Annotated in this window: 17 protein-coding genes; 4 read left to right on the top strand and 13 right to left on the bottom strand. The window is 64.7% G+C overall.

Features of this window, described 5'->3' with window-relative positions:
- The first annotated feature begins 127 nt into the window (after positions 1-127).
- The gene (locus tag EEB11_RS14055; RefSeq protein WP_135432319.1) at positions 128-571 is read left to right on the top strand and encodes an SRPBCC domain-containing protein; all 444 of its coding nucleotides are present in this window, start codon (positions 128-130) and stop codon (positions 569-571) included.
- Between the two features lie 9 nt (positions 572-580).
- On the opposite strand, the gene EEB11_RS14050 is transcribed toward EEB11_RS14055, so the two are convergent.
- On the bottom strand, positions 581-727 hold the full coding sequence (locus tag EEB11_RS14050) for a DUF2256 domain-containing protein (protein ID WP_135432523.1): 147 nt from the start codon (positions 725-727) through the stop codon (positions 581-583).
- A 12-nt stretch (positions 728-739) separates the two neighbouring features.
- Positions 740-2,275 carry an FAD-binding domain-containing protein gene (locus EEB11_RS14045; protein ID WP_135432317.1) on the bottom strand — a complete coding sequence of 512 codons (1,536 nt, stop codon included), beginning with the start codon at positions 2,273-2,275 and terminating at the stop codon, positions 740-742.
- A 140-nt stretch (positions 2,276-2,415) separates the two neighbouring features.
- Here EEB11_RS14045 and pepN point away from each other — a divergent pair, with 140 nt between their 5' ends.
- On the top strand, positions 2,416-4,974 hold the full coding sequence (gene pepN / locus EEB11_RS14040; RefSeq protein WP_135432315.1) for an aminopeptidase N: 2,559 nt from the start codon (positions 2,416-2,418) through the stop codon (positions 4,972-4,974).
- Between the two features lie 49 nt (positions 4,975-5,023).
- On the opposite strand, the gene EEB11_RS14035 is transcribed toward pepN, so the two are convergent.
- The 9 genes from EEB11_RS14035 to EEB11_RS13995 form a co-directional block, all read right to left on the bottom strand.
- Positions 5,024-5,803, bottom strand: coding sequence for a 23S rRNA (adenine(2030)-N(6))-methyltransferase RlmJ (locus EEB11_RS14035; RefSeq protein ID WP_135432313.1), 780 nt, complete (start codon positions 5,801-5,803; stop codon positions 5,024-5,026).
- A 90-nt stretch (positions 5,804-5,893) separates the two neighbouring features.
- The gene (locus tag EEB11_RS14030; protein ID WP_135432311.1) at positions 5,894-6,070 is read right to left on the bottom strand and encodes a DUF4169 family protein; all 177 of its coding nucleotides are present in this window, start codon (positions 6,068-6,070) and stop codon (positions 5,894-5,896) included.
- Between the two features lie 9 nt (positions 6,071-6,079).
- Positions 6,080-7,474, bottom strand: coding sequence for a class II fumarate hydratase (gene fumC / locus EEB11_RS14025; protein ID WP_135432309.1), 1,395 nt, complete (start codon positions 7,472-7,474; stop codon positions 6,080-6,082).
- Positions 7,475-7,601: 127 nt separating this feature from the next.
- Complete coding sequence (locus tag EEB11_RS14020) at positions 7,602-8,057, bottom strand: SspB family protein (RefSeq protein WP_135432307.1); 456 nt, start codon at positions 8,055-8,057, stop codon at positions 7,602-7,604.
- 59 nt (positions 8,058-8,116) lie between these two features.
- Entirely contained in the window at positions 8,117-9,358 is a 1,242-nt protein-coding gene (chrA, locus tag EEB11_RS14015) for a chromate efflux transporter (protein ID WP_135432305.1), read from the bottom strand.
- 201 nt (positions 9,359-9,559) lie between these two features.
- The gene (locus EEB11_RS14010; RefSeq protein WP_135432304.1) at positions 9,560-10,111 is read right to left on the bottom strand and encodes an adenine phosphoribosyltransferase; all 552 of its coding nucleotides are present in this window, start codon (positions 10,109-10,111) and stop codon (positions 9,560-9,562) included.
- 9 nt (positions 10,112-10,120) lie between these two features.
- Positions 10,121-10,789 carry a hypothetical protein gene (locus EEB11_RS14005; RefSeq protein WP_135432303.1) on the bottom strand — a complete coding sequence of 223 codons (669 nt, stop codon included), beginning with the start codon at positions 10,787-10,789 and terminating at the stop codon, positions 10,121-10,123.
- Positions 10,786-11,652, bottom strand: coding sequence for an S-methyl-5'-thioadenosine phosphorylase (locus EEB11_RS14000; protein ID WP_135432301.1), 867 nt, complete (start codon positions 11,650-11,652; stop codon positions 10,786-10,788). The genes EEB11_RS14005 and EEB11_RS14000 overlap by 4 nt, the downstream gene beginning before the upstream one ends.
- Before the next feature lie 209 nt (positions 11,653-11,861).
- Positions 11,862-12,446 (bottom strand): flavin reductase family protein, encoded by a 585-nt coding sequence (locus EEB11_RS13995; RefSeq protein WP_135432299.1) that lies wholly within the window; start codon positions 12,444-12,446, stop codon positions 11,862-11,864.
- 179 nt (positions 12,447-12,625) lie between these two features.
- Here EEB11_RS13995 and EEB11_RS13990 point away from each other — a divergent pair, with 179 nt between their 5' ends.
- Both EEB11_RS13990 and EEB11_RS13985 read left to right on the top strand, forming a co-directional pair.
- Positions 12,626-13,111: a GNAT family N-acetyltransferase gene (locus EEB11_RS13990; RefSeq protein WP_135432297.1), complete on the top strand. Its 486-nt coding sequence runs from the start codon at positions 12,626-12,628 to the stop codon at positions 13,109-13,111.
- 52 nt (positions 13,112-13,163) lie between these two features.
- Positions 13,164-13,940 (top strand): EcsC family protein, encoded by a 777-nt coding sequence (locus EEB11_RS13985; protein ID WP_135432295.1) that lies wholly within the window; start codon positions 13,164-13,166, stop codon positions 13,938-13,940.
- 143 nt (positions 13,941-14,083) lie between these two features.
- Here EEB11_RS13985 and ptsP read toward each other — a convergent pair whose 3' ends face one another.
- A complete protein-coding gene (gene ptsP, locus EEB11_RS13980; RefSeq protein ID WP_135432293.1) occupies positions 14,084-16,327 on the bottom strand; it encodes a phosphoenolpyruvate--protein phosphotransferase in 2,244 nt (747 codons plus the stop codon).
- A 208-nt stretch (positions 16,328-16,535) separates the two neighbouring features.
- Positions 16,536-17,792 carry an aspartate kinase gene (locus EEB11_RS13975; RefSeq protein ID WP_135432291.1) on the bottom strand — a complete coding sequence of 419 codons (1,257 nt, stop codon included), beginning with the start codon at positions 17,790-17,792 and terminating at the stop codon, positions 16,536-16,538.
- Between the last annotated feature and the right edge of the window lie 80 nt (positions 17,793-17,872).

The raw sequence follows: 17,872 nt of genomic DNA, 5'->3' as shown, positions 1-17,872 counted from the left end.
TCCCCGTCGCGCTGCGGCGGTGCCGGCAGACCGGCATGCTCAACCCCTTGCCATCACGCGGAAAGATGATGACATTTCCCTCTTGCGCTGATCCTGACCCCGTACGCCTGTACAGCGTGGCACCACTGTGACCGGGCGCAGCATCACCCTGTCGCGCCTGATCGGCGCCCCGGTGGCAAAGGTCTGGCGCTGCTGGACCGACCCCGCGCTGTTGCCGCAATGGTTCGGGCCAGAGGGGTTCAGCTGCCAGACCCATGACATCGACCTGCGGGCGGGCGGGCACTGGCTGTTCGACATGACCGGCCCCGATGGCAAGGTCTGGCCCAACCGCCACCGCTACACGCGGATGGAACCCCCGAACCGGGTGGACTTCCTGCTCGACGCGGGCGCGGGCGATGAAGCGGCGAGCGAGGTGGTGGTGACCCTGACCGCCGAGGGCAATGCCACCCGCATCCGTTATCAGATGACCTTTCCCACTCTGGCCGCACGAAGCATGGCGGTGGGGTTCGGCGCGGTGGACCTTGGGCACCAGACGCTTGCGAAACTGTCGGCGATGGCGCAGAGCCAGTGACCGGGCGCGTTACCCGGGCTTGCGCTTTGCCTCGCCCCGGCAACGGTCAGAACAAAAGCGCACCTCATTCCAGACCTTTTCCCACTTCTTGCGCCAGGCAAAGGGCTTGCCGCACTGGGCGCAAGTCTTGCTGGGCAGATCGCCCTTTTTGACCATCTTTCCCATGGTTTACAACTCGAAGCTCAGTTGCGCCGCTGGCGCGCTGCTCACTTGCGCCGACGACCCCGGGGCGCGCTTGCGCGGGGCGCGGTCGTTGACAAAGCGCGCATCCGCGCGGCTGGCATGGCGTTCGATGATCTCCACGATCTCGGCGCGCGGCGCAGTCTTGCGCAAGCCAAAGATGGCATCGCGCGCCGCCCGCTGCGCGGCCACCACATCGACCACCGGCTCGGGGTAGCGCCGTCCCAGCAGCCCCCGCGCGCCCTCCCACCGCCAAGGGCTTTGCAGCAAGGCGTCCGGCACCTCGGCCAGTTCCGGCACCCAGCGGCGGGTGAAGGCGCCGGTCGGGTCTTGATCTGTGCCTTGCTTGACCGGGTTGTAGATGCGTGGCGTGTTGATGCCCGTCGTGCCAGACTGCATCTGCACCTGCGGCCAGTGAATGCCCGGTTCATAATCGGTGAACAGCCGGGCCAGCACTGGCCCGGTGGCCCGCCAGTCGAGCCACAGGTGATAAGAGGCTACCGACGTCACCATCGCCCGCATCCGGAAATTCAGCCAACCGGTCGCCGCCAGATAGCGCATGCAGGCATCGACAAAGGGCAGGCCGGTTTCCCCCGCTGTCCATGCCGCCAGGCGCGCGGTGTCGGGGTCGCGTGGGCGCAAATTCTCCGCGGCGCGGTGCAGGCAACGCGCCTCGATCTGCGGCTCATCCTCCAGCTTTTGCATGAAATGGTCGCGCCAGGCCAGACGGCTTTGAAAACTGCTCAGCGCCCCCGGCCAGCGCCCGCCGGGGCGTTCGCCCAGCCGCGCGGTGGTCGCCTGCGCCACCTCGCGCCCCGACAGCGCGCCAAGCGCCAGATAGGGCGACAGCCGCGAACAGGCCCGCTCCCCGGTCAGCGGCGAGGACATGGCGGCGCGATACGGCTCGCCCCGTTTGGTCAGAAACGAGTCCAGCGCCAGCAGCCCGTGCTGCCGGCCGCCTGACTGCCGGTGGGCGCAGCGATCCTCGGCCAGTCGCAGCGCGCGGGCCGATGGGATCACCCCCGGCTCGACGCCCGAAACGGGGGTCAGACCAGCCGGTGCAGGCAGTTGCGGCTGCGCGGTGAAGCTGTCGCGCCTGCGCGCCCAGCCATTGCGCCCGGCCAGCCGGCGGACCACGCCCGACTGTGGCAGTTCGGTCCAATCGACCCCCGCCGCCCGTGCCCAGGCACCGACCCGGCGGTCACGCGCAAAGGTCCACAGATTACCGGTTTCTTCATGGCTGATGATCTGGGTTATGCGGTGCTGGCGGCACAGCCGCTCCATCACCTCCACCGCGTCGCCCACCCGCACCACCAGCCGTGCCCCCGCCGCCCCCAGATCCTGACGCAGATTGGTCAGGCATTCGGCGGTGAAATCCCATTGGCGGGCCGAGGTATCGGGCAGCGCCCAATACTCCGGCTCGACAATATACAGCGGCAGCACCGGCCCGAGGCCCATGGCATGGGTCAGGGCAGGGTGGTCATGGACCCGCAGATCGCGCTTGAACCAGACAAGAACATTCATGGAACAAACAGATAGCGGCTGGCGCAGATTCGTAAAGGCCTGTTCCGCCCCGACATCTGATTTTTGCCCCGCGTCAAAGCCTTCGGGCTTGCGTGTGCCGTCCAAGCGCCTAGCTTGGGCCGGGACAGGAGACCATTGCCATGACCGAAGCCCGCGCCATCCACCTTGCCGATTACCAGCCGTTTTCGCACCTGATCGGTCAGGTTGCCATGACCTTTCGCCTGTCGCCACAGGCAACCCGCGTGCAGGCGCGGCTGGAGATGTGGCCCAACCCGGCTCGCGGTTCGGGGCTTGACCTGCGGCTGGATGGTGAAGGGCTGCGGCTTTTGTCCCTCACGGTCGACGGTCGGGCGTTAAGCGCGCAGCCCGATGCCACCGGGCTGACGATTCCAGCGGCGGATCTGCCCGACGCCCCCTTCGTGCTGGAAACCGAGGTCGAGATTGCGCCCGAAGGCAATACCGCGCTGGAAGGGCTGTATATGTCGCGCGGCATGTATTGCACCCAGTGCGAGGCCGAGGGTTTTCGCAAGATCACCTTTTACCCCGACCGCCCCGATGTGATGGCTCGGTTCCGGGTGCGGGTAGAGGGGGATCTGCCGGTGCTTTTGTCCAACGGCAATCTGTTGTCTCAAGGGCCGGGCTGGGCGGAATGGGATGATCCCTGGCCCAAACCCGCCTATCTGTTTGCCCTTGTGGCTGGTGATCTGCGCGCCCATTCCGCGACGTTCCGCACCAGCTCGGGCCGCGACGTCGCGCTGAACATCTGGGTACGCCCGGGGGATGAAGGGCGCTGCGCCTATGCGATGGACAGCCTGATCCGGTCGATGCGCTGGGATGAACAGGTTTACGGCCGCGAATACGACTTGCACATTTTCAACATTGTTGCCGTTGATGACTTCAATATGGGTGCGATGGAGAACAAGGGCTTGAACATTTTCAACTCCAAGTTCGTGCTGGCCAGCTCTGACACCGCCACCGACGATGATTTCGCCCGGATCGAGGCAATCATTGCGCATGAATATTTCCACAATTGGACCGGCAACCGCATCACCTGCCGCGACTGGTTCCAGTTGTGCCTGAAGGAAGGGCTGACCGTTTACCGCGACCAGCAGTTTTCCGGCGACATGCGCAGCCACGCCGTAAAGCGCATCGAGGACGTTCTGAGCTTGCGCGCCCGCCAGTTCCGTGAGGATCAAGGGCCGCTGGCCCATGCGGTGCGGCCCGAGGCTTACGTCGAGATCAACAATTTCTACACCGCCACGATCTACGATAAGGGTGCCGAGGTGATCGGCATGCTGAAGCGTCTGGTGGGGGATGAAGGCTATGCCTGCGCGCTGGACCTGTACTTCGACCGGCATGACGGGCAGGCAGCGACGATCGAGGATTGGCTGGTGGTGTTTCAGGATGCCACGGGCCGCGATCTGACCCAGTTCAAACGCTGGTATTCCGAGGCGGGAACGCCAAGGCTGAAGGTGACAGATGACTTTAAAGACGGCACCTATACGCTTCATTTCGAACAGGAAAATCCGGAAACGCCTGGCCAGCCGGTCAAAGGGGCCAAGGTGCTGCCGATTGCTGTGGGCCTGCTGAACCCCAATGGCGATGAAGTGGTGCCGACCACGGTGCTGGAGATGACCAAGGCCCGGCAATCGTTCCGCTTTGACGGGCTGTCCGCGCGGCCGGTGCCGTCGATCCTGCGCGGGTTTTCCGCACCGGTGGTGTTGGACCACGCAGTCAGTGCCGAAGAACGGGCCTTTCTGCTGGCGCATGACACCGACCCGTTCAACAAATGGGAGGCGGGGCGGGCGCTTGCCAAGGACTTGCTGGCGCGGATGGTGATCGAAGGCGCATCGCCGGGGCCGGACTGGCTGGATGCCTTGGCCCGCGTGGCGCAGGATGACAGTCTTGACCCGGCGTTCCGCGCGCTGTGCCTGCGGCTGCCATCGGATGATGACATGGCGCAGACCCTGCACGCAGCGGGACATGTGCCTGATCCGGCGGGGATTTACGCCGCCCGCCGCCGGATGGGCGCGGCACTTGCGCAACGGCTGGCCGGGGTATTGCCGGGGTTGATGGCATCGCTGGCCGAACCGGGGCCATTCAGCCCCGATGCCCGCGCCGCCGGGCGCAGGGCGTTGCGGCTGGCGGCGTTGTCGCTTCTGTCTCGGGTGGATGGTGGCGCGGCGGCCCGGGCCGCCTTTGCGGCGGCGGACAACATGACCGAAGAGGTGGGCGCGCTGTCCTGCCTTCTCGACAGCGGCGCAGGGCAAGAGGAACTGGCCCGGTTCGAGACCCGCTGGCACGCTGACCGCAATGTGATGGACAAATGGTTTGCGTTGCAGATCGCCTATGCAGCCCCCGACCGGGCGGCAGAGGTGACGCGCGACCTGACCGCGCACCCCGATTTCGATTGGAAGAACCCCAACCGCTTTCGTTCGGTGATCGGGGCCTTGTCAGGCAATCATGCCGGGTTTCACCACAGCAGGGGTGCGGGCTATGCGCTGGTGGCGGAGTGGCTGTTGCGGCTGGACCCGCTGAACCCGCAAACGGCGGCGCGAATGTCCACCGCCTTCGAGACGTGGCCACGCTATGACGCTGACCGGCAGGCCATGGTGCGTGAGGTCTTGCAGCGGATGTTGGCGACCGACGGCCTAAGCCGGGATCTGACCGAAATGGCGGGGCGCATGCTGGGGGACTAGGGGCGCCAACGGGGCGCGAATTTTCGGCTGTACCCGGGGAAAAGCTCCGTCAGCCGAGTTTGCGGAACAGTCCGGTCAGGCGCTTCGTCTCGGTCTCGATGCCGTAAGGCGGGTTGATCATCACCATGCCAGAGCCTTCCATCCGGTGCCCGTCGCGCACCGGGGGGAAGCGCACCTCGTGGATCAGGGCCTCGGGTGCCACGGCCTTGATCTCGGCCAGCATTGGCTTGTGATAGCCTTCGCGCAGGATTGGATACCACAGGTAGATGATCCCGACATTCCATTTGCGGTGCAACTGGCCGACCACCCTCGGGATCGTCTCATAATCGGTCTTCACCTCATAGGACGGGTCGATCAGCGCCATGCCGCGCCGGGGCGTGGGCGGGCAGATTGACAGCGCCTTGGCCAGACCATCTTCATGATAAACTTTCGCGCCGAACGGGGCAGAGGCATAGTCCAGCGCCGCATGTTCCTGCGGATGCAGTTCGCACAGGTGGATGCTGTCGGTCTCGCGCAGCAGATGCCCGGCGATCAGCGGGCTGCCAGGATAGAAGGTGGCGCCGCGTTGGTCGCGCGTCGCCGCAAGGGCGCGGGCATAGGGGTGGGTCGTTGGAAACCAGCCCTCGGCAATGGCGATGCCCTTGGCGGCCTCACCCGTTTTCACCGCTTCCGGCGCGGTCAGGTCATACAGCCCCCGGCCTGCGTGGGTTTCCACGTAAGTAAGCGGTTTGTCCTTGCGGGTCAGGTAATCAAGCGTGGTGGCCAGAAGCGCGTGCTTGTGGACATCGGCCAGATTTCCGGCGTGATAGAGGTGTTGGTATGACAGCATGAAACTGCCCTAGCAGGCGAAGGGCAAGCCCACAAGGGTAGGGCGGGGTTTACCCCGCCTTCGGCGTGACAAGGCGGGGTAAACCCCGCCCTACGGTTCGCGTTTGTGTCCCGTCAGATCGCGGGCCGATTTCTCGGCCTCGGCCTTTTGCACATCACGTTCGGCCTTGGTGCGGCCAAATTTTGCTGCGTTCTCATCGCCCTTCGCGCGGGCCGCCTTGCGGGCGGCCTGCTTTTTCACGCGGGCCAGGTTGACGATTTCGGCCATTAGCCCGGATCAGCCCTTGGGGCCGATCATGTCTTCGGGCCGCACCACGCGGTCGAAGGTTTCGGCGTCGACAAACCCAAGCGCGATGGCTTCTTCGCGCAGGGTGGTGCCGTTCTTGTGGGCGGTTTTGGCCACCTTGGTCGCATTGTCATAGCCGATGGTGGGGGCAAGTGCTGTGACCAGCATCAGCGATTCCTTCATCAGCTTGTCGATCCGCGCCACATTGGCCTGTGTGCCAACCACCATATTGTCGGTGAACGACCCCGCCGCATCACCCAAAAGCTGCATGGATTGCAGCAGGTTATAGGACATCATCGGGTTGTAGACGTTCAGCTCGAAATGGCCCTGCGACCCGGCAAAGCCGATGGCGGCGTCATTGCCCATCACATGGGCGCAGACCATGGTCAGCGCCTCGGCCTGCGTCGGGTTGACCTTGCCCGGCATGATGGACGACCCCGGTTCATTCTCCGGCAGGATCAATTCGCCCAGACCGGAGCGGGGGCCAGAGCCAAGAAGCCGCAGGTCATTGGCGATCTTGAACAGCGCTGCCGCGACGGTTTTCAGCGCGCCCGAGAACATGACCATAGCGTCATGCGCGGCGAGCGCTTCGAACTTGTTCGGCGCGGTCACAAACGGCAGATCGGTGATCTCGGCAATGCGCGCCGCCACGCGGGTATCCCAGCCGACACGGGTGTTCAGCCCTGTGCCGACGGCAGTGCCGCCCTGTGCCAGCTCATAGATGTCGGGCAGGCACATCTTCACCCGCGCGATGCCCTTTTCGACCTGCTTGGCATAGCCGCCGAATTCCTGCCCAAGGGTCAGGGGTGTGGCATCCTGCGTATGGGTGCGGCCGATCTTTATGATATCCTTGAACTCTTCCGATTTGGCCACCAGCGCTGCGTGCAGCTTTTCCAGCCCCGGCAGCAGCACATCGCGCGCCATCATGCCGGTAGCGACATGCATCGCGGTGGGGAAGGTGTCGTTGCTGGATTGCCCCATGTTCACATGGTCGTTGGGGTGAACAGGTTTCTTCGACCCCTTTTCCCCGCCCAGCATTTCGATCGCGCGGTTTGAAATCACCTCATTCGCGTTCATGTTGCTTTGCGTGCCCGACCCGGTCTGCCAGACCACCAGCGGGAAGTTGTCATCGAACTTGCCGTCGATCACTTCAGTTGCGGCGGCGGCAATGGCGTGGCCCAGCTCGGCCGGGATATCGCCCTGATCGATGTTGACCAGCGCACAAGCCTTCTTGATCACACCCAAGGCGCGGATGATTGCGACGGGTTGTTTTTCCCAGCCGATCGGAAAGTTGATGATCGACCGCTGGGTCTGCGCGCCCCAGTATTTGTCGGCAGGAACCTCCAGCGGGCCAAAGCTGTCGGTTTCGGTACGGGTGGCGGACATCGGCAAGCCTCCTGAATTTGCTGCCCCGTCCTTACGCTGCGGGCGCAGAAAAATCAATCGGCATACCGTTGCATACGAAGGCAAAGCCTGTCGCTTTTTGCGAAAACCCGGTTCCTGACCCTTCGGCCTATTGCTTGCGGAACTTGTCCAGACTGACGACTTCGGCGTCGTGCTGGGGCGGCGGATCATCATCGCCGTCATCTTCGTCTTCGTCATCCTCATCATCTTCGACATGGCTTTCAAAGCGCAGGCCGAATTCGACGGACGGATCGACAAAGGTGCGCACCGCATCAAAGGGAATCACCATCGGTTCCGGTTGATTGCCGAAGTTCAGCGTGATGGTGAAGCCTTCATCCGTTACGGTCAGGTTTTCAAACCAGTGCTGGATCACAATGGTCATTTCCGCCGGATAGCGGGCTTTCAGCCAATCGGCCATCTCCACCTCGGGGTGGGTGGTGTCAAAGGTGATGAAGAAATGATGCGCGCCGGGCAGGCCGTTCTGGCCCACATCCTCCAGCACGGACTGGATCAGGCTGCGCATCGCGCGATGCATCAGATTTCCATAGTCGATCGACCGCGCCATTCCGAACCCTCAATCTTCTGTCCCGCCAGCATAGGGGTTTTGCCCCCGATGAAAAGGGGTCAGGCGACACTGATTGCAACCGAGAGCAGTGCCGAAGCGACCAGAACCTGCCACAACGGGCGGTGAAACCACAGCAGGAGCAGCGCGGAGACAGCCGCAAGACCAAGCGCTGTCGGGTTCAGGCTGGCCAGATCGGGCACCATCAGCTGCACCGGGCCAAAGCCCTGCGGGGTCACGCGCGCGAACAAAAGATGCAGTGCAAACCACAGCGACAGATTCGCAATCACCCCGACCACTGCCGCCATGATCGCCGCCAGCGCCCCGGCAAGCCGCGGGTCTGCGGTGATGCGCGCCAGGTACGGGGCGGCCACGAAGATCCATAAAAAGCAGGGCACAAAGGTCACCCACAGCGTGACAACCGCTGCGGCAAGGCCCAGTGCCCAGCCGCCCGCGCCATAGCCGGCCATGAAACCCACAAATTCATTGACCAGAATCAGTGGGCCGGGCGTGGTTTCGGCCAAGCCAAGCCCCGCCATCATCTGCGGTGTGGTCAGCCAGCCCTGCACCGCCACCACCTCTTGCGTCATCCAGGCCAGCACCGCATAGGCCCCGCCAAAGGTCAGCACGGCGAGCTTGGAAAAGAACCAGCCGACATCGAACAGGATGCCGCCCTGCAGCCATAGCAGCGCCAACGGCACCAGCCAGATCGCCAGCCAAAGCATCAGCGTTGCCCTTGTGCGGGGCAATGCTGCCTCGGGCACTGCCGCGCGATTGCCCCGCGCGGTCATCAGACCCCAGATCCCGGCGGCAAGGATGATCACCGGGAACGGCAGGTTCAGCACGAACAGGCCCAGAAAGGCGGCCACCGCAATCACATAGGCCGCCCGTCCGTGCAATGCGCGCCGCGCGACCCGGATCAGCGCCTCGATCACGATGGCGATCACTGCGGCCTGCACCCCCAAAAACAGCGCCTGCATCAGCGGCAGCGCGCCCCAGGCGGCATAGGCCATCGACAGCGCCAGCACCACCAGCGCACCGGGCAGCATGAACAGCCCGCCCGCAATCAACCCGCCCTTTGTGCCCTGCAACCGCCACCCGGCCCATGTCGCCAGCTGCATCGCCTCTGGCCCCGGCAGCAGCATGCAGAATGACAGGGCAGACAGATACTGTTTATCGGTCAGCCATTTACGCTCATCCACCAGCACCTTGTGCATCAGCGCAATCTGCGCGGCGGGCCCGCCAAAGGACAGCATGCCGATGCGGGCGAATGTGCGGGTCAGGTCGGCAAGGCTGGCTGTCATGCGCGCAGGCTAGGGGAGCCGGGTGACAACAGCAATACGGAAACCCCGCCGGCCCTCGCGAGCCGGCGGGGCGGTTTTTGACGTGTGATTTGCAAGCAGCACGTCAACAAAGGGCATGTGCCCTTACAAGCAGCAACGCGACCAAGGCCGCGCAAAACCTTTTTTATGTGCGATTCTCTAAGTTAAGGTTAACCAGACCTGTCACAGTCCCTCGAACGCACAAAGCGCATGCACGTCCATGCCCATGGCCTCAAGCTTTTTGCGCCCGCCCAGGTCGGGCAAGTCCACAACGAACGCGCAGCCCACCACCCGCGCGCCCAACCGTTCGATCAGCCTGATCCCGGCCTCGGCGGTGCCGCCGGTGGCCAGCAGGTCATCCACGATCAGCACCGCCTCGCCGGGCTGAAGCGCGTCGTCATGCACCTCGACCACCGCCTCGCCATATTCCAGCGTGTAGGCCTGGCTGATGGTCTGCCCCGGCAGCTTGCCTTTCTTGCGCACAGGCACGAACCCAGTCGACAGCTGATGCGCCACGGCCCCGCCAAGGATAAACCCCCGCGCCTCCAGACCCACCACCTTGTCGATCCGCATCCCCGCATAGGGGGCCAGCAGCTGGTCGACACACATGCGAAAGCCGCGCGGATCGGCAAACAGCGTGGTCACATCGCGGAACAGGATGCCGTCATGCGGGAAATCCGGAATCGTGCGGATGTAGTCCTTGACCGTCTTTTGTGCGGGCTTTTGTACGTGCATGGCGGGCCTTCAGGGTTCGGGCGGGTACAGATGGCGCAACAGGCGCGCGTCCTGACCGGCAATGGTGACGGTGGCGTTCGAGGTTTGCGACAGGATCGACACCCCCTCATATGCCGGGCTGTCGATGTCGAACAGGGGGCCGGTGGTCTGGAAAATTTCTTCCAGCACGACGGAAACGATCTCTCCCGGGGTGATTGCGGTGGAGATCAGGATCGAGGCTTCGGTGATCTTGTGTTCAGGCGTCCACCACAGGGTGGCATAACCCACCCCCATCACCCCGGCACCCGACACGCCGGGCACGTCGACGACCTGACTGCCGTCGGTGGCATCGGTCAGGGACAGGCGGATATCAGCCTCTGGCCCCGCAATGCGGGTGATGGTCAGGCCTGATCCGGCGCCGTTGATCTGGGCAATCGCATAATCCACGCTGGCCGACAGCAGCATCCAGAAGAGCAGCCCGGATTCGGCATCAGACGGGATAACGGCAAGGGTCAGGTTCCGCTTTGCCCATGTCACGGGCGGGTGTTGGCAGTCTTGCCCGGGCTCTGCCCCGCAGGTGGCGGTGCGGAAGAAGTCCGCGTCCGGCAGGATGCCGTCCACCGGCACGCCGTCAAACGCCCGGGCCATCCCGGCAAGGCAAAACAGCAGGGCAGCGGCAAGGGGCAGGGGTCGCGTCACAGCACCCGCCCGGCCACGGCGTCAAGCTTTGCCAGCAGCTCCGGATCGCGCTGCGCAGGTGCGGTCATGATCGCATGGTCCAGCGCCCGGTCGCAGCCATGCGGGCAGGGCGCGCGGCTGGTACCCAGCAGCGCGGGCAGGCGGGCCACCGTTTCGCGCGCCACCTTCGCATTGCGCCCCATGGTCGCCACCACCTGCGCCACATCCACCGCGCCATGCGACGGGTGCCAGCAGTCGAAATCGGTCACCATGGCGAGGCTGGCGTAGCACAGCTCGGCCTCGCGGGCGAGTTTGGCTTCGGGCATGCCGGTCATGCCGATCAGGTCTGCCTCCCATTGCCGGTACAGGCGCGATTCGGCGAGGGTGGAAAACTGCGGCCCCTCCATCGCGACATAGGTGGCCGCGTTATGCACCTTTGCCCCAGCCGCCCGGGCGGCCGCCGCCACATGGCCGGACAGGCGCGGACAGGTGGGGTGGGCAAAGCCGACATGGGCGACGCAGCCGCTGCCGAAGAACGACTTTTCACGCGCGAAGGTCCGGTCGATGTATTGGTCCACCACCACGAAATCTCCTGGCACGAAATCTTCGCGCAGCGACCCCACGGCGGACAGGGCCACCAGATCGGTGCAGCCCAGCCGTTTGAGCGCGTCGATATTGGCGCGGTAGTTTACCGCACTGGGGGAGTGCACATGGCCGCGCCCGTGGCGAGGCAGAAAGGCCATGGCGACGCCGTGCAGCCGACCCACCAGAACATCGTCCGACGGCCGCCCCCACGGGGTCTTGACCTGCACCCAGCTTGCCCCCTCCAGCCCGTCGATCTGATAGAGGCCGGAACCCCCGATGATGCCGATCATGGTATCCATGCCTGTGCGCCCCTGTACGTGCCCGACCTAATCTTAGGCCGGGCGGCGGGCGGGGGGAAGGGGGCGGGTTCCCGCTGTGTTGCAAAGGGGTAGTGTGATTAAAATCAATGGGTTGGATCTGTGGGATTAAGCTGTTGTTGGGGTGGACGGTGGAGCGTTGCGCCTTGGTGGGTCAACCCGCCCGTGCTGCCTGCCTTGTTCTTTGGTGCCTAGGCGTCGTCGGGGCGCAGGTGTTCGAACACCTCTGACACGATGGTATAGTCGCGGTAGCCCATCCGGGCCAGCGGGTGATAGCGGCCGGGGTCAAAACGGCCGTCCACCACGCAATCATCGCGCAGGTGGATGCCTGTCACCTCGCCAAGGATCAGGAAATTGTTGTGGCCCTTCAGCTCGATGATCTGGGTGACCACGCATTCCAGCGTTGCGGGGGCATCCGCCACGCGGGGACAAGTGATGGTGGTGCAGGCGGCTTTTTCCACCCCGGCGGCCTCGAATTCATCGGTGCCGGGGGGCAGGGCGGCAGAGGTTGCGCTCATTGCCTGCAACTGGCTGGCTGCGACGATGTTGGCGGCGAAGACTCCGGTTTCGCGGATATTGTGCAGGCTGTCCTTGGCCCCGGTGCTGGCGAACATCACCTGCGGCGGCACGTAAGCCACGGCGTTGAAAAAGGAATAGGGGGCCAGATTGTCGCCCTGCGATCCGGTGGAGGAGATCCAGCCGATGGGCCGGGGGGTGACGATGGCGTTGAACGGGTTGTGCGGCAGGCCGTGGCCATCCTCGGGGCGGTAGAACATCGGGCGCTGGTCCTTTCGGCGGGAATCGGGGGAAAAGCTGCTTTGCAGGAACAGGTATTTGAACCTGACATAAACGCATGTTACCCGCACTTGTCACGCGGCTTTGTCGCGCGGCCCTTTGCGGGTCGTGCCGGAGAATCACCCGTGGTTGCAGGTGGTTAAGCGGGGGGTTGGTCCGGGTGTACAGGCTGGCGGAAGAGACCGAGGACGACTGGTGGGAGGTCGAGGCGCTGTATGATCTGTGCTTTGCCCCCGGGCGCACGGCGCTGTCGTCCTACCGGTTGCGCGAGGGCGTGCCGACGGTGGCGGCGCTGTGCCTGACGCTGCGCGATGCCGATGGCACACTGGCGGCGGTGATCCGCTATTGGCCGGCGCTGGTGGGCGGGCAGGATGTGCTGCTCTTGGGGCCGATAGCGGTGCACCCGACACGGCAGGGTGAGGGGTTGGGGGCGCTATTGATCAACGAAAGCGTGGCCGAGGCGCGGCGTCTTGGTTGGGAGAGGGTGCTGCTGGTGGGGGATGCGCCCTATTACGGGCGGTTCGGCTTCCGCAGGCTGGACGGCGTGGTGATGCCCCCGCCGACCAACCCCGACCGGGTGCTGGGCCTTGCCCTGAAGGCCGGGGCCTGGAACGGGGTGACGGGTGCAGTGACGAAAGCCACCTGACGGTGGGCGGTGGGCCATTGCGCGGCAGCGGTTCGGCCCCATATCATGTGATATGGAATCCTTGCCCACCGATCTGTCTGCCGTTGTGCCCCCCGGTGATCTGTCACCGGAAATCCGGGCGTTGGCCGCGCGGCACAGACGTGCCAACGGGCCGGTGATGGGTTTGGTGAACCGGCTGGGCGGCACGCTGGAGCGGCAGATGGCCATGGTGCCGCAGGTCTACCGGACCCAGATCGAGCGGGTGGTGGCACAAGCGCTGTCGGCGGCGATGACTGTGGCGGGGCAGGGCGACCGGCTGCCCGATACCGGCACGCGCGGGCCGCTGTTTGCCGCGATGGCCAGCGGGGCTGCGGGCGGGGCGGGCGGGTTGCCCACAGCGCTGGCCGAACTGCCGGTGGCGGTGACGGTGATCCTGCACGCGATCCGGCAGGCGGCGCGGGCCGAAGGCTTTGACCCCGACGATCCGGCCATCCGGGCCGAATGTATCCGGGTGTTCGGGGCAGGCAGCCCCTTGGCGGAAGATGACGGGATCAACACCAGTTTCGTCTCGGCCCGGCTGACGCTGACCGGGCCCGCGGTGCACAAGGTGATTGCCAGTGTGGCCCCGAAACTGGCGACAGCGCTGGGGCAGAAGCTGGCGGCGCAGGCGATTCCGGTGATCGGGGCCGTTACCGGCGCGGCGCTGAATGCGGCGTTTCTGACCTATTATTCCGAAATTGCCCGGGTGCGCTTTGCCTTGCTGCGCCTGTCGCAGACGCATGGCGCGGAACAGGTGTTGGCCGATTTCCGCACGGCCATCGACTCACCACGTTTGCGGACGGGGATCTGAAAGAGCGGCTACGCCGCACGGTTTTTGAGCGGGCGTCTGGCCTGCGGCCAACCCGCCCGCGCCGCTGCCTCGGGCGGGGATGTTTGGGAACAGGTGATGGGACAGTGCGGGGTGCCTGGCCGGACTATCGTACCCGTTCTGTGTCAGTCACTTAGCGTGGACAGATGATCCATCAGGGCGGGGCGGGCGCTGTCGTCGCCGCGCGCGCGGGCGGCGTCGACCACGGCGCGGATCTGGCCCAGATCTGCGCGGCGGAGCAGGGCCTTGACCGGGCCGATCGAGGCCGGGCGCATCGACAGGCTGCGCAACCCCAGCGCGGCCAGGACCAGTGCTTCGATCGGCCGGCCCGCGTCTTCGCCGCAGAAAGACAAGGGCGTACCGGTGGCGGCGCAGCGGGCGATGATCTGCTCGATGAAGCCGAGGAACGACAGGTTGAGCATGTCATAGCGGCGGCGGACCCGTTCGTTTTCGCGGTCGGCGGCGAAGAAGAACTGCTTGAGGTCATTGCCGCCGATCGAGACGAAATCGGTCAGCTGGAAAAACGCATCGGGCGCAAAGGCAAGGCTGGGGGTTTCCAGCATCGCCCCGATTTCCAGTTGATCGGGCACCACATGGCCGAGCGAGCGTTCGCGGTGCACCTCGCGCAGGACATGGGCGCGGGCGTTCTGGAATTCGGAAAATTCCGAGACGAAGGGGAACATTACCGTCAGCGGCCTGCCATTGGCCGCGCGCAGCAGCGCCTGAATCTGCATGCGCAGCACGCCCGGTTTGTCCAGACCCACCCGGATGGCGCGCCAGCCCATTGCCGGGTTGGGTTCGTCATTCGGCTTCATGTAGGGAAGCACCTTGTCTGACCCGATGTCCAGCGTGCGGAAGGCCACGCGCTTGTCCTTGGCGGCATCCATCACCCGGGCATAAAGCGTGGCCAGTTCGGCACGGCGCGGCATCTTGTTGCGCACCAGAAACTGCAGCTCGGTGCGGAACAGGCCGACGCCATCTGCGCCCGACCCCTCAAGGCTGGGCAGGTCGGCCATCAGCCCCGCATTCATGTGCAGCGCGATGGTGGTGCCGCAGCGGGTGAGCGCGGGCAGGTCGCGCAGTGATGCGTAGCGCTGCTGCGCCTGCGTCTGCATCGCGATCTTGTCGCGGAAGGCGCGGGCCACGGTTTCCTCGGGCCGCAAATGCGCGATGCCCTGATCGCCGTCAACCAGAATGTGGTCGCCGTTCAACGCCTCGGTCGTGACGCGCCGGGCGTGGATCACCAGAGGGATCGCCAGCGCGCGGGCGACGATGGCGGCATGGCTGCCCACCGAGCCATCCTCCAGCACCACGCCGCGCAGTTTGCGGCCATATTCGAGCAGTTCGGCCGGGCCGATGTTGCGTGCCACCAGCACCGGATTGTCCGGCATGGCGGCCCCGGTATCGGCACCCTGACCCGTCAGGATGCGCAACAGCCGGTTCGACAGATCATCCAGATCCTGCAGCCGTTCGCGCAGGTAGGCATCGGGCACCGTTTCCAACCGGGCGCGGGCGGCGGATTGTTCCTTTTCCACCGCAGCCTCGGCGGACAGGCCGCTTTGAATGTCTTCCTCCATCCGGCGCAGCCAGCCGCGCGAATTGGCAAACATACGGTAGGCTTCGAGCACCTGTTTCTGATCCTTGTCGAGGCTTTGCAGCGACAACAGATCATCGACCGACACCCGCAGTTGCCCAACCGCCTCGCGGATGCGGTCAATCTCGGTCAGCGGGTCATCGGCGACCGGGTTGGTGACCACCACCCTCGGTTCGTGCAGCCAGACATGGCCTTCGGCCGCGCCCTCTTGCCCGGTGGCGCCGTGAAACATCACCGGCTGGCGGTGCAGGGCGCGCATGCCATCATCATCACTGGTGAAGGCCCCGAGTTCGGTCATTTCGGCCAGCACCATGGCGACGACTTCCAGCGCATAGATCTCGTCATCGGAAAACTGCCGGGCGGTTTTGGATTGCACCACCAGCACGCCCAGCTTTTCGCCGACCCGCTGGATCGGCACGCCGAGGAAGCTGGAGTAGATCTCTTCGCCGGTTTCGGGCATGTAGCGAAAGCCCTTTTCGGCCGGCGCATCAGCGGTGTTGACGGGCGCGTTGCTGCGCGCAACCCGGCCGACCAGACCCTCTCCCAGCTTCATCCGGGTCTGATGGACGGCCTCGGGCTTCAGCCCCTCGGTGGCGCACAGCTCCAGCGTTTCGGGGTCACGAAACAGGTAGATCGAGCAGACTTCGGTGAGCATCGAATCGGCGATCAGATGGGTGATCTGGTCCAGCCGTTCCTGCCCCTTGGACTGCGCGCCCAGCACATCGCGCAGGCGGCGCAGAAGTTTTCGGCTGTCGCTGTCTGACCGTTCTGGCATTGCGGAGCATCCTTTGGCTTGCCTCTCTATAGGCGAGGCCGCGCCGGATGGGGAGGGAAGAAAGACGCCGCAGTGCGGCATCGACGGTGCGCGCGGCGCAGTGCCGCAAAAAAGGGGCGGCTGCGAAGGGTCTCCCCCGGAAAGTGCACCTTTCCGGAGGGTTGGGCGGCGGGGCTGAGCCGTCAGGCCCCGCTATCAGGCCCCTCTGTCAGCCCTTGTCGAGTTCGAAGCAGTCGTGCAACGCCTGCACCGCCAGTTCCATGTATTTACGGTCGATCAGCACCGAGATCTTGATCTCGGAGGTGGCGATGACCTTGATGTTGATGTTCTCGGCGGCCAGCGCGTTGAACATCCGGGCGGCCACGCCGACCTGGCTGCGCATGCCGATGCCCACGACCGAAACCTTGGCGACATCGGTGTCGGAAATCAGCTCGTCATATTTGATGATCCCGGCGGCGCGGGCCTCTTCCATCGCCTTTTGCGCGCGGGCGACCTGATTGACCGGGACCGAAAAGGTCATGTCGGTCACCGCCCCGGCATGGGTGCCGTAGTTCTTTTCCGAGATGTTTTGTACGATCATGTCGACATTCACCCCGGCATCGGCTAGCGGGCCGAAGATGGCAGAGGCGACGCCGGGGCGGTCCTCGACAGTGACCAGCGTCATTTTCGCTTCATCGCGGCTGTAAGCCACGCCAGAGACGACTTTCGATTCCATGATTTCATCCTCGTCGCAGACCAGGGTTCCAGAGTTCTCATCGGTATCTTCAAAGGAAGACAGGACGCGCAGCCGCACCTTGTAGCGCATCGCCAGTTCCACAGACCGGGTCTGCAGCACCTTGGCGCCGAGGGAAGCCAGTTCCAGCATCTCCTCGAACGCGATCCGGTCCAGCTTGCGGGCCTTCGATGCAATCCGCGGGTCGGTGGTGTAGACGCCGTCCACATCGGTGTAGATATCGCAGCGTTCCGCCCCGAAGGCGGCGGCAAAGGCAACGGCCGTTGTGTCCGACCCGCCCCGGCCCAGCGTGGTAACGCGGCCCTCGGCCGAGATCCCCTGAAAGCCTGCAACCACGGCCACCTTGAAGCCTTCGGCAAACTTCGCATCGATATTGGTGCGCGGAATGTCGATGAACCGGGCCGACCCATGCGCGGATGTGGTATTGATCGGCACCTGCCAGCCCTGCCAGCTGCGGGCGGGGATGTCCATTTCCTGCAGGCGCAGCGCCATCAGCCCGGCGGTGACATTCTCGCCACTCGACACCACGGCATCATATTCGCGGGCGTCATACAGCTTTGACGTGCCCTCGACATAGCCCACCATCTTGTTGGTTTCGCCCGACATGGCGCTGACGATGACGATCACGTCATAGCCGCGCGCGACCTCGGCCTGCACCTTTTTCGCGGCGTTTTCGATCCGTGACAGGTCTGCCACCGATGTCCCGCCGAATTTCATCACCAGAAGCGGCATGGATCAGTTCCTTCCCACGGCCCCCAAAACAATCGCGCGTGTCATAGGCCGGGCCGGGGGGCGGCGCAAGCCCTGCCATG

The sequence above is a fragment of the Pseudotabrizicola sediminis genome (genome assembly GCF_004745575.1).
Taxonomy (GTDB): Bacteria; Pseudomonadota; Alphaproteobacteria; order Rhodobacterales; family Rhodobacteraceae; genus Pseudotabrizicola; species Pseudotabrizicola sediminis.
The sequence above is the reverse complement of the archived record's forward strand: the minus strand, read 5'-3'. Positions and strand labels throughout refer to the sequence as shown.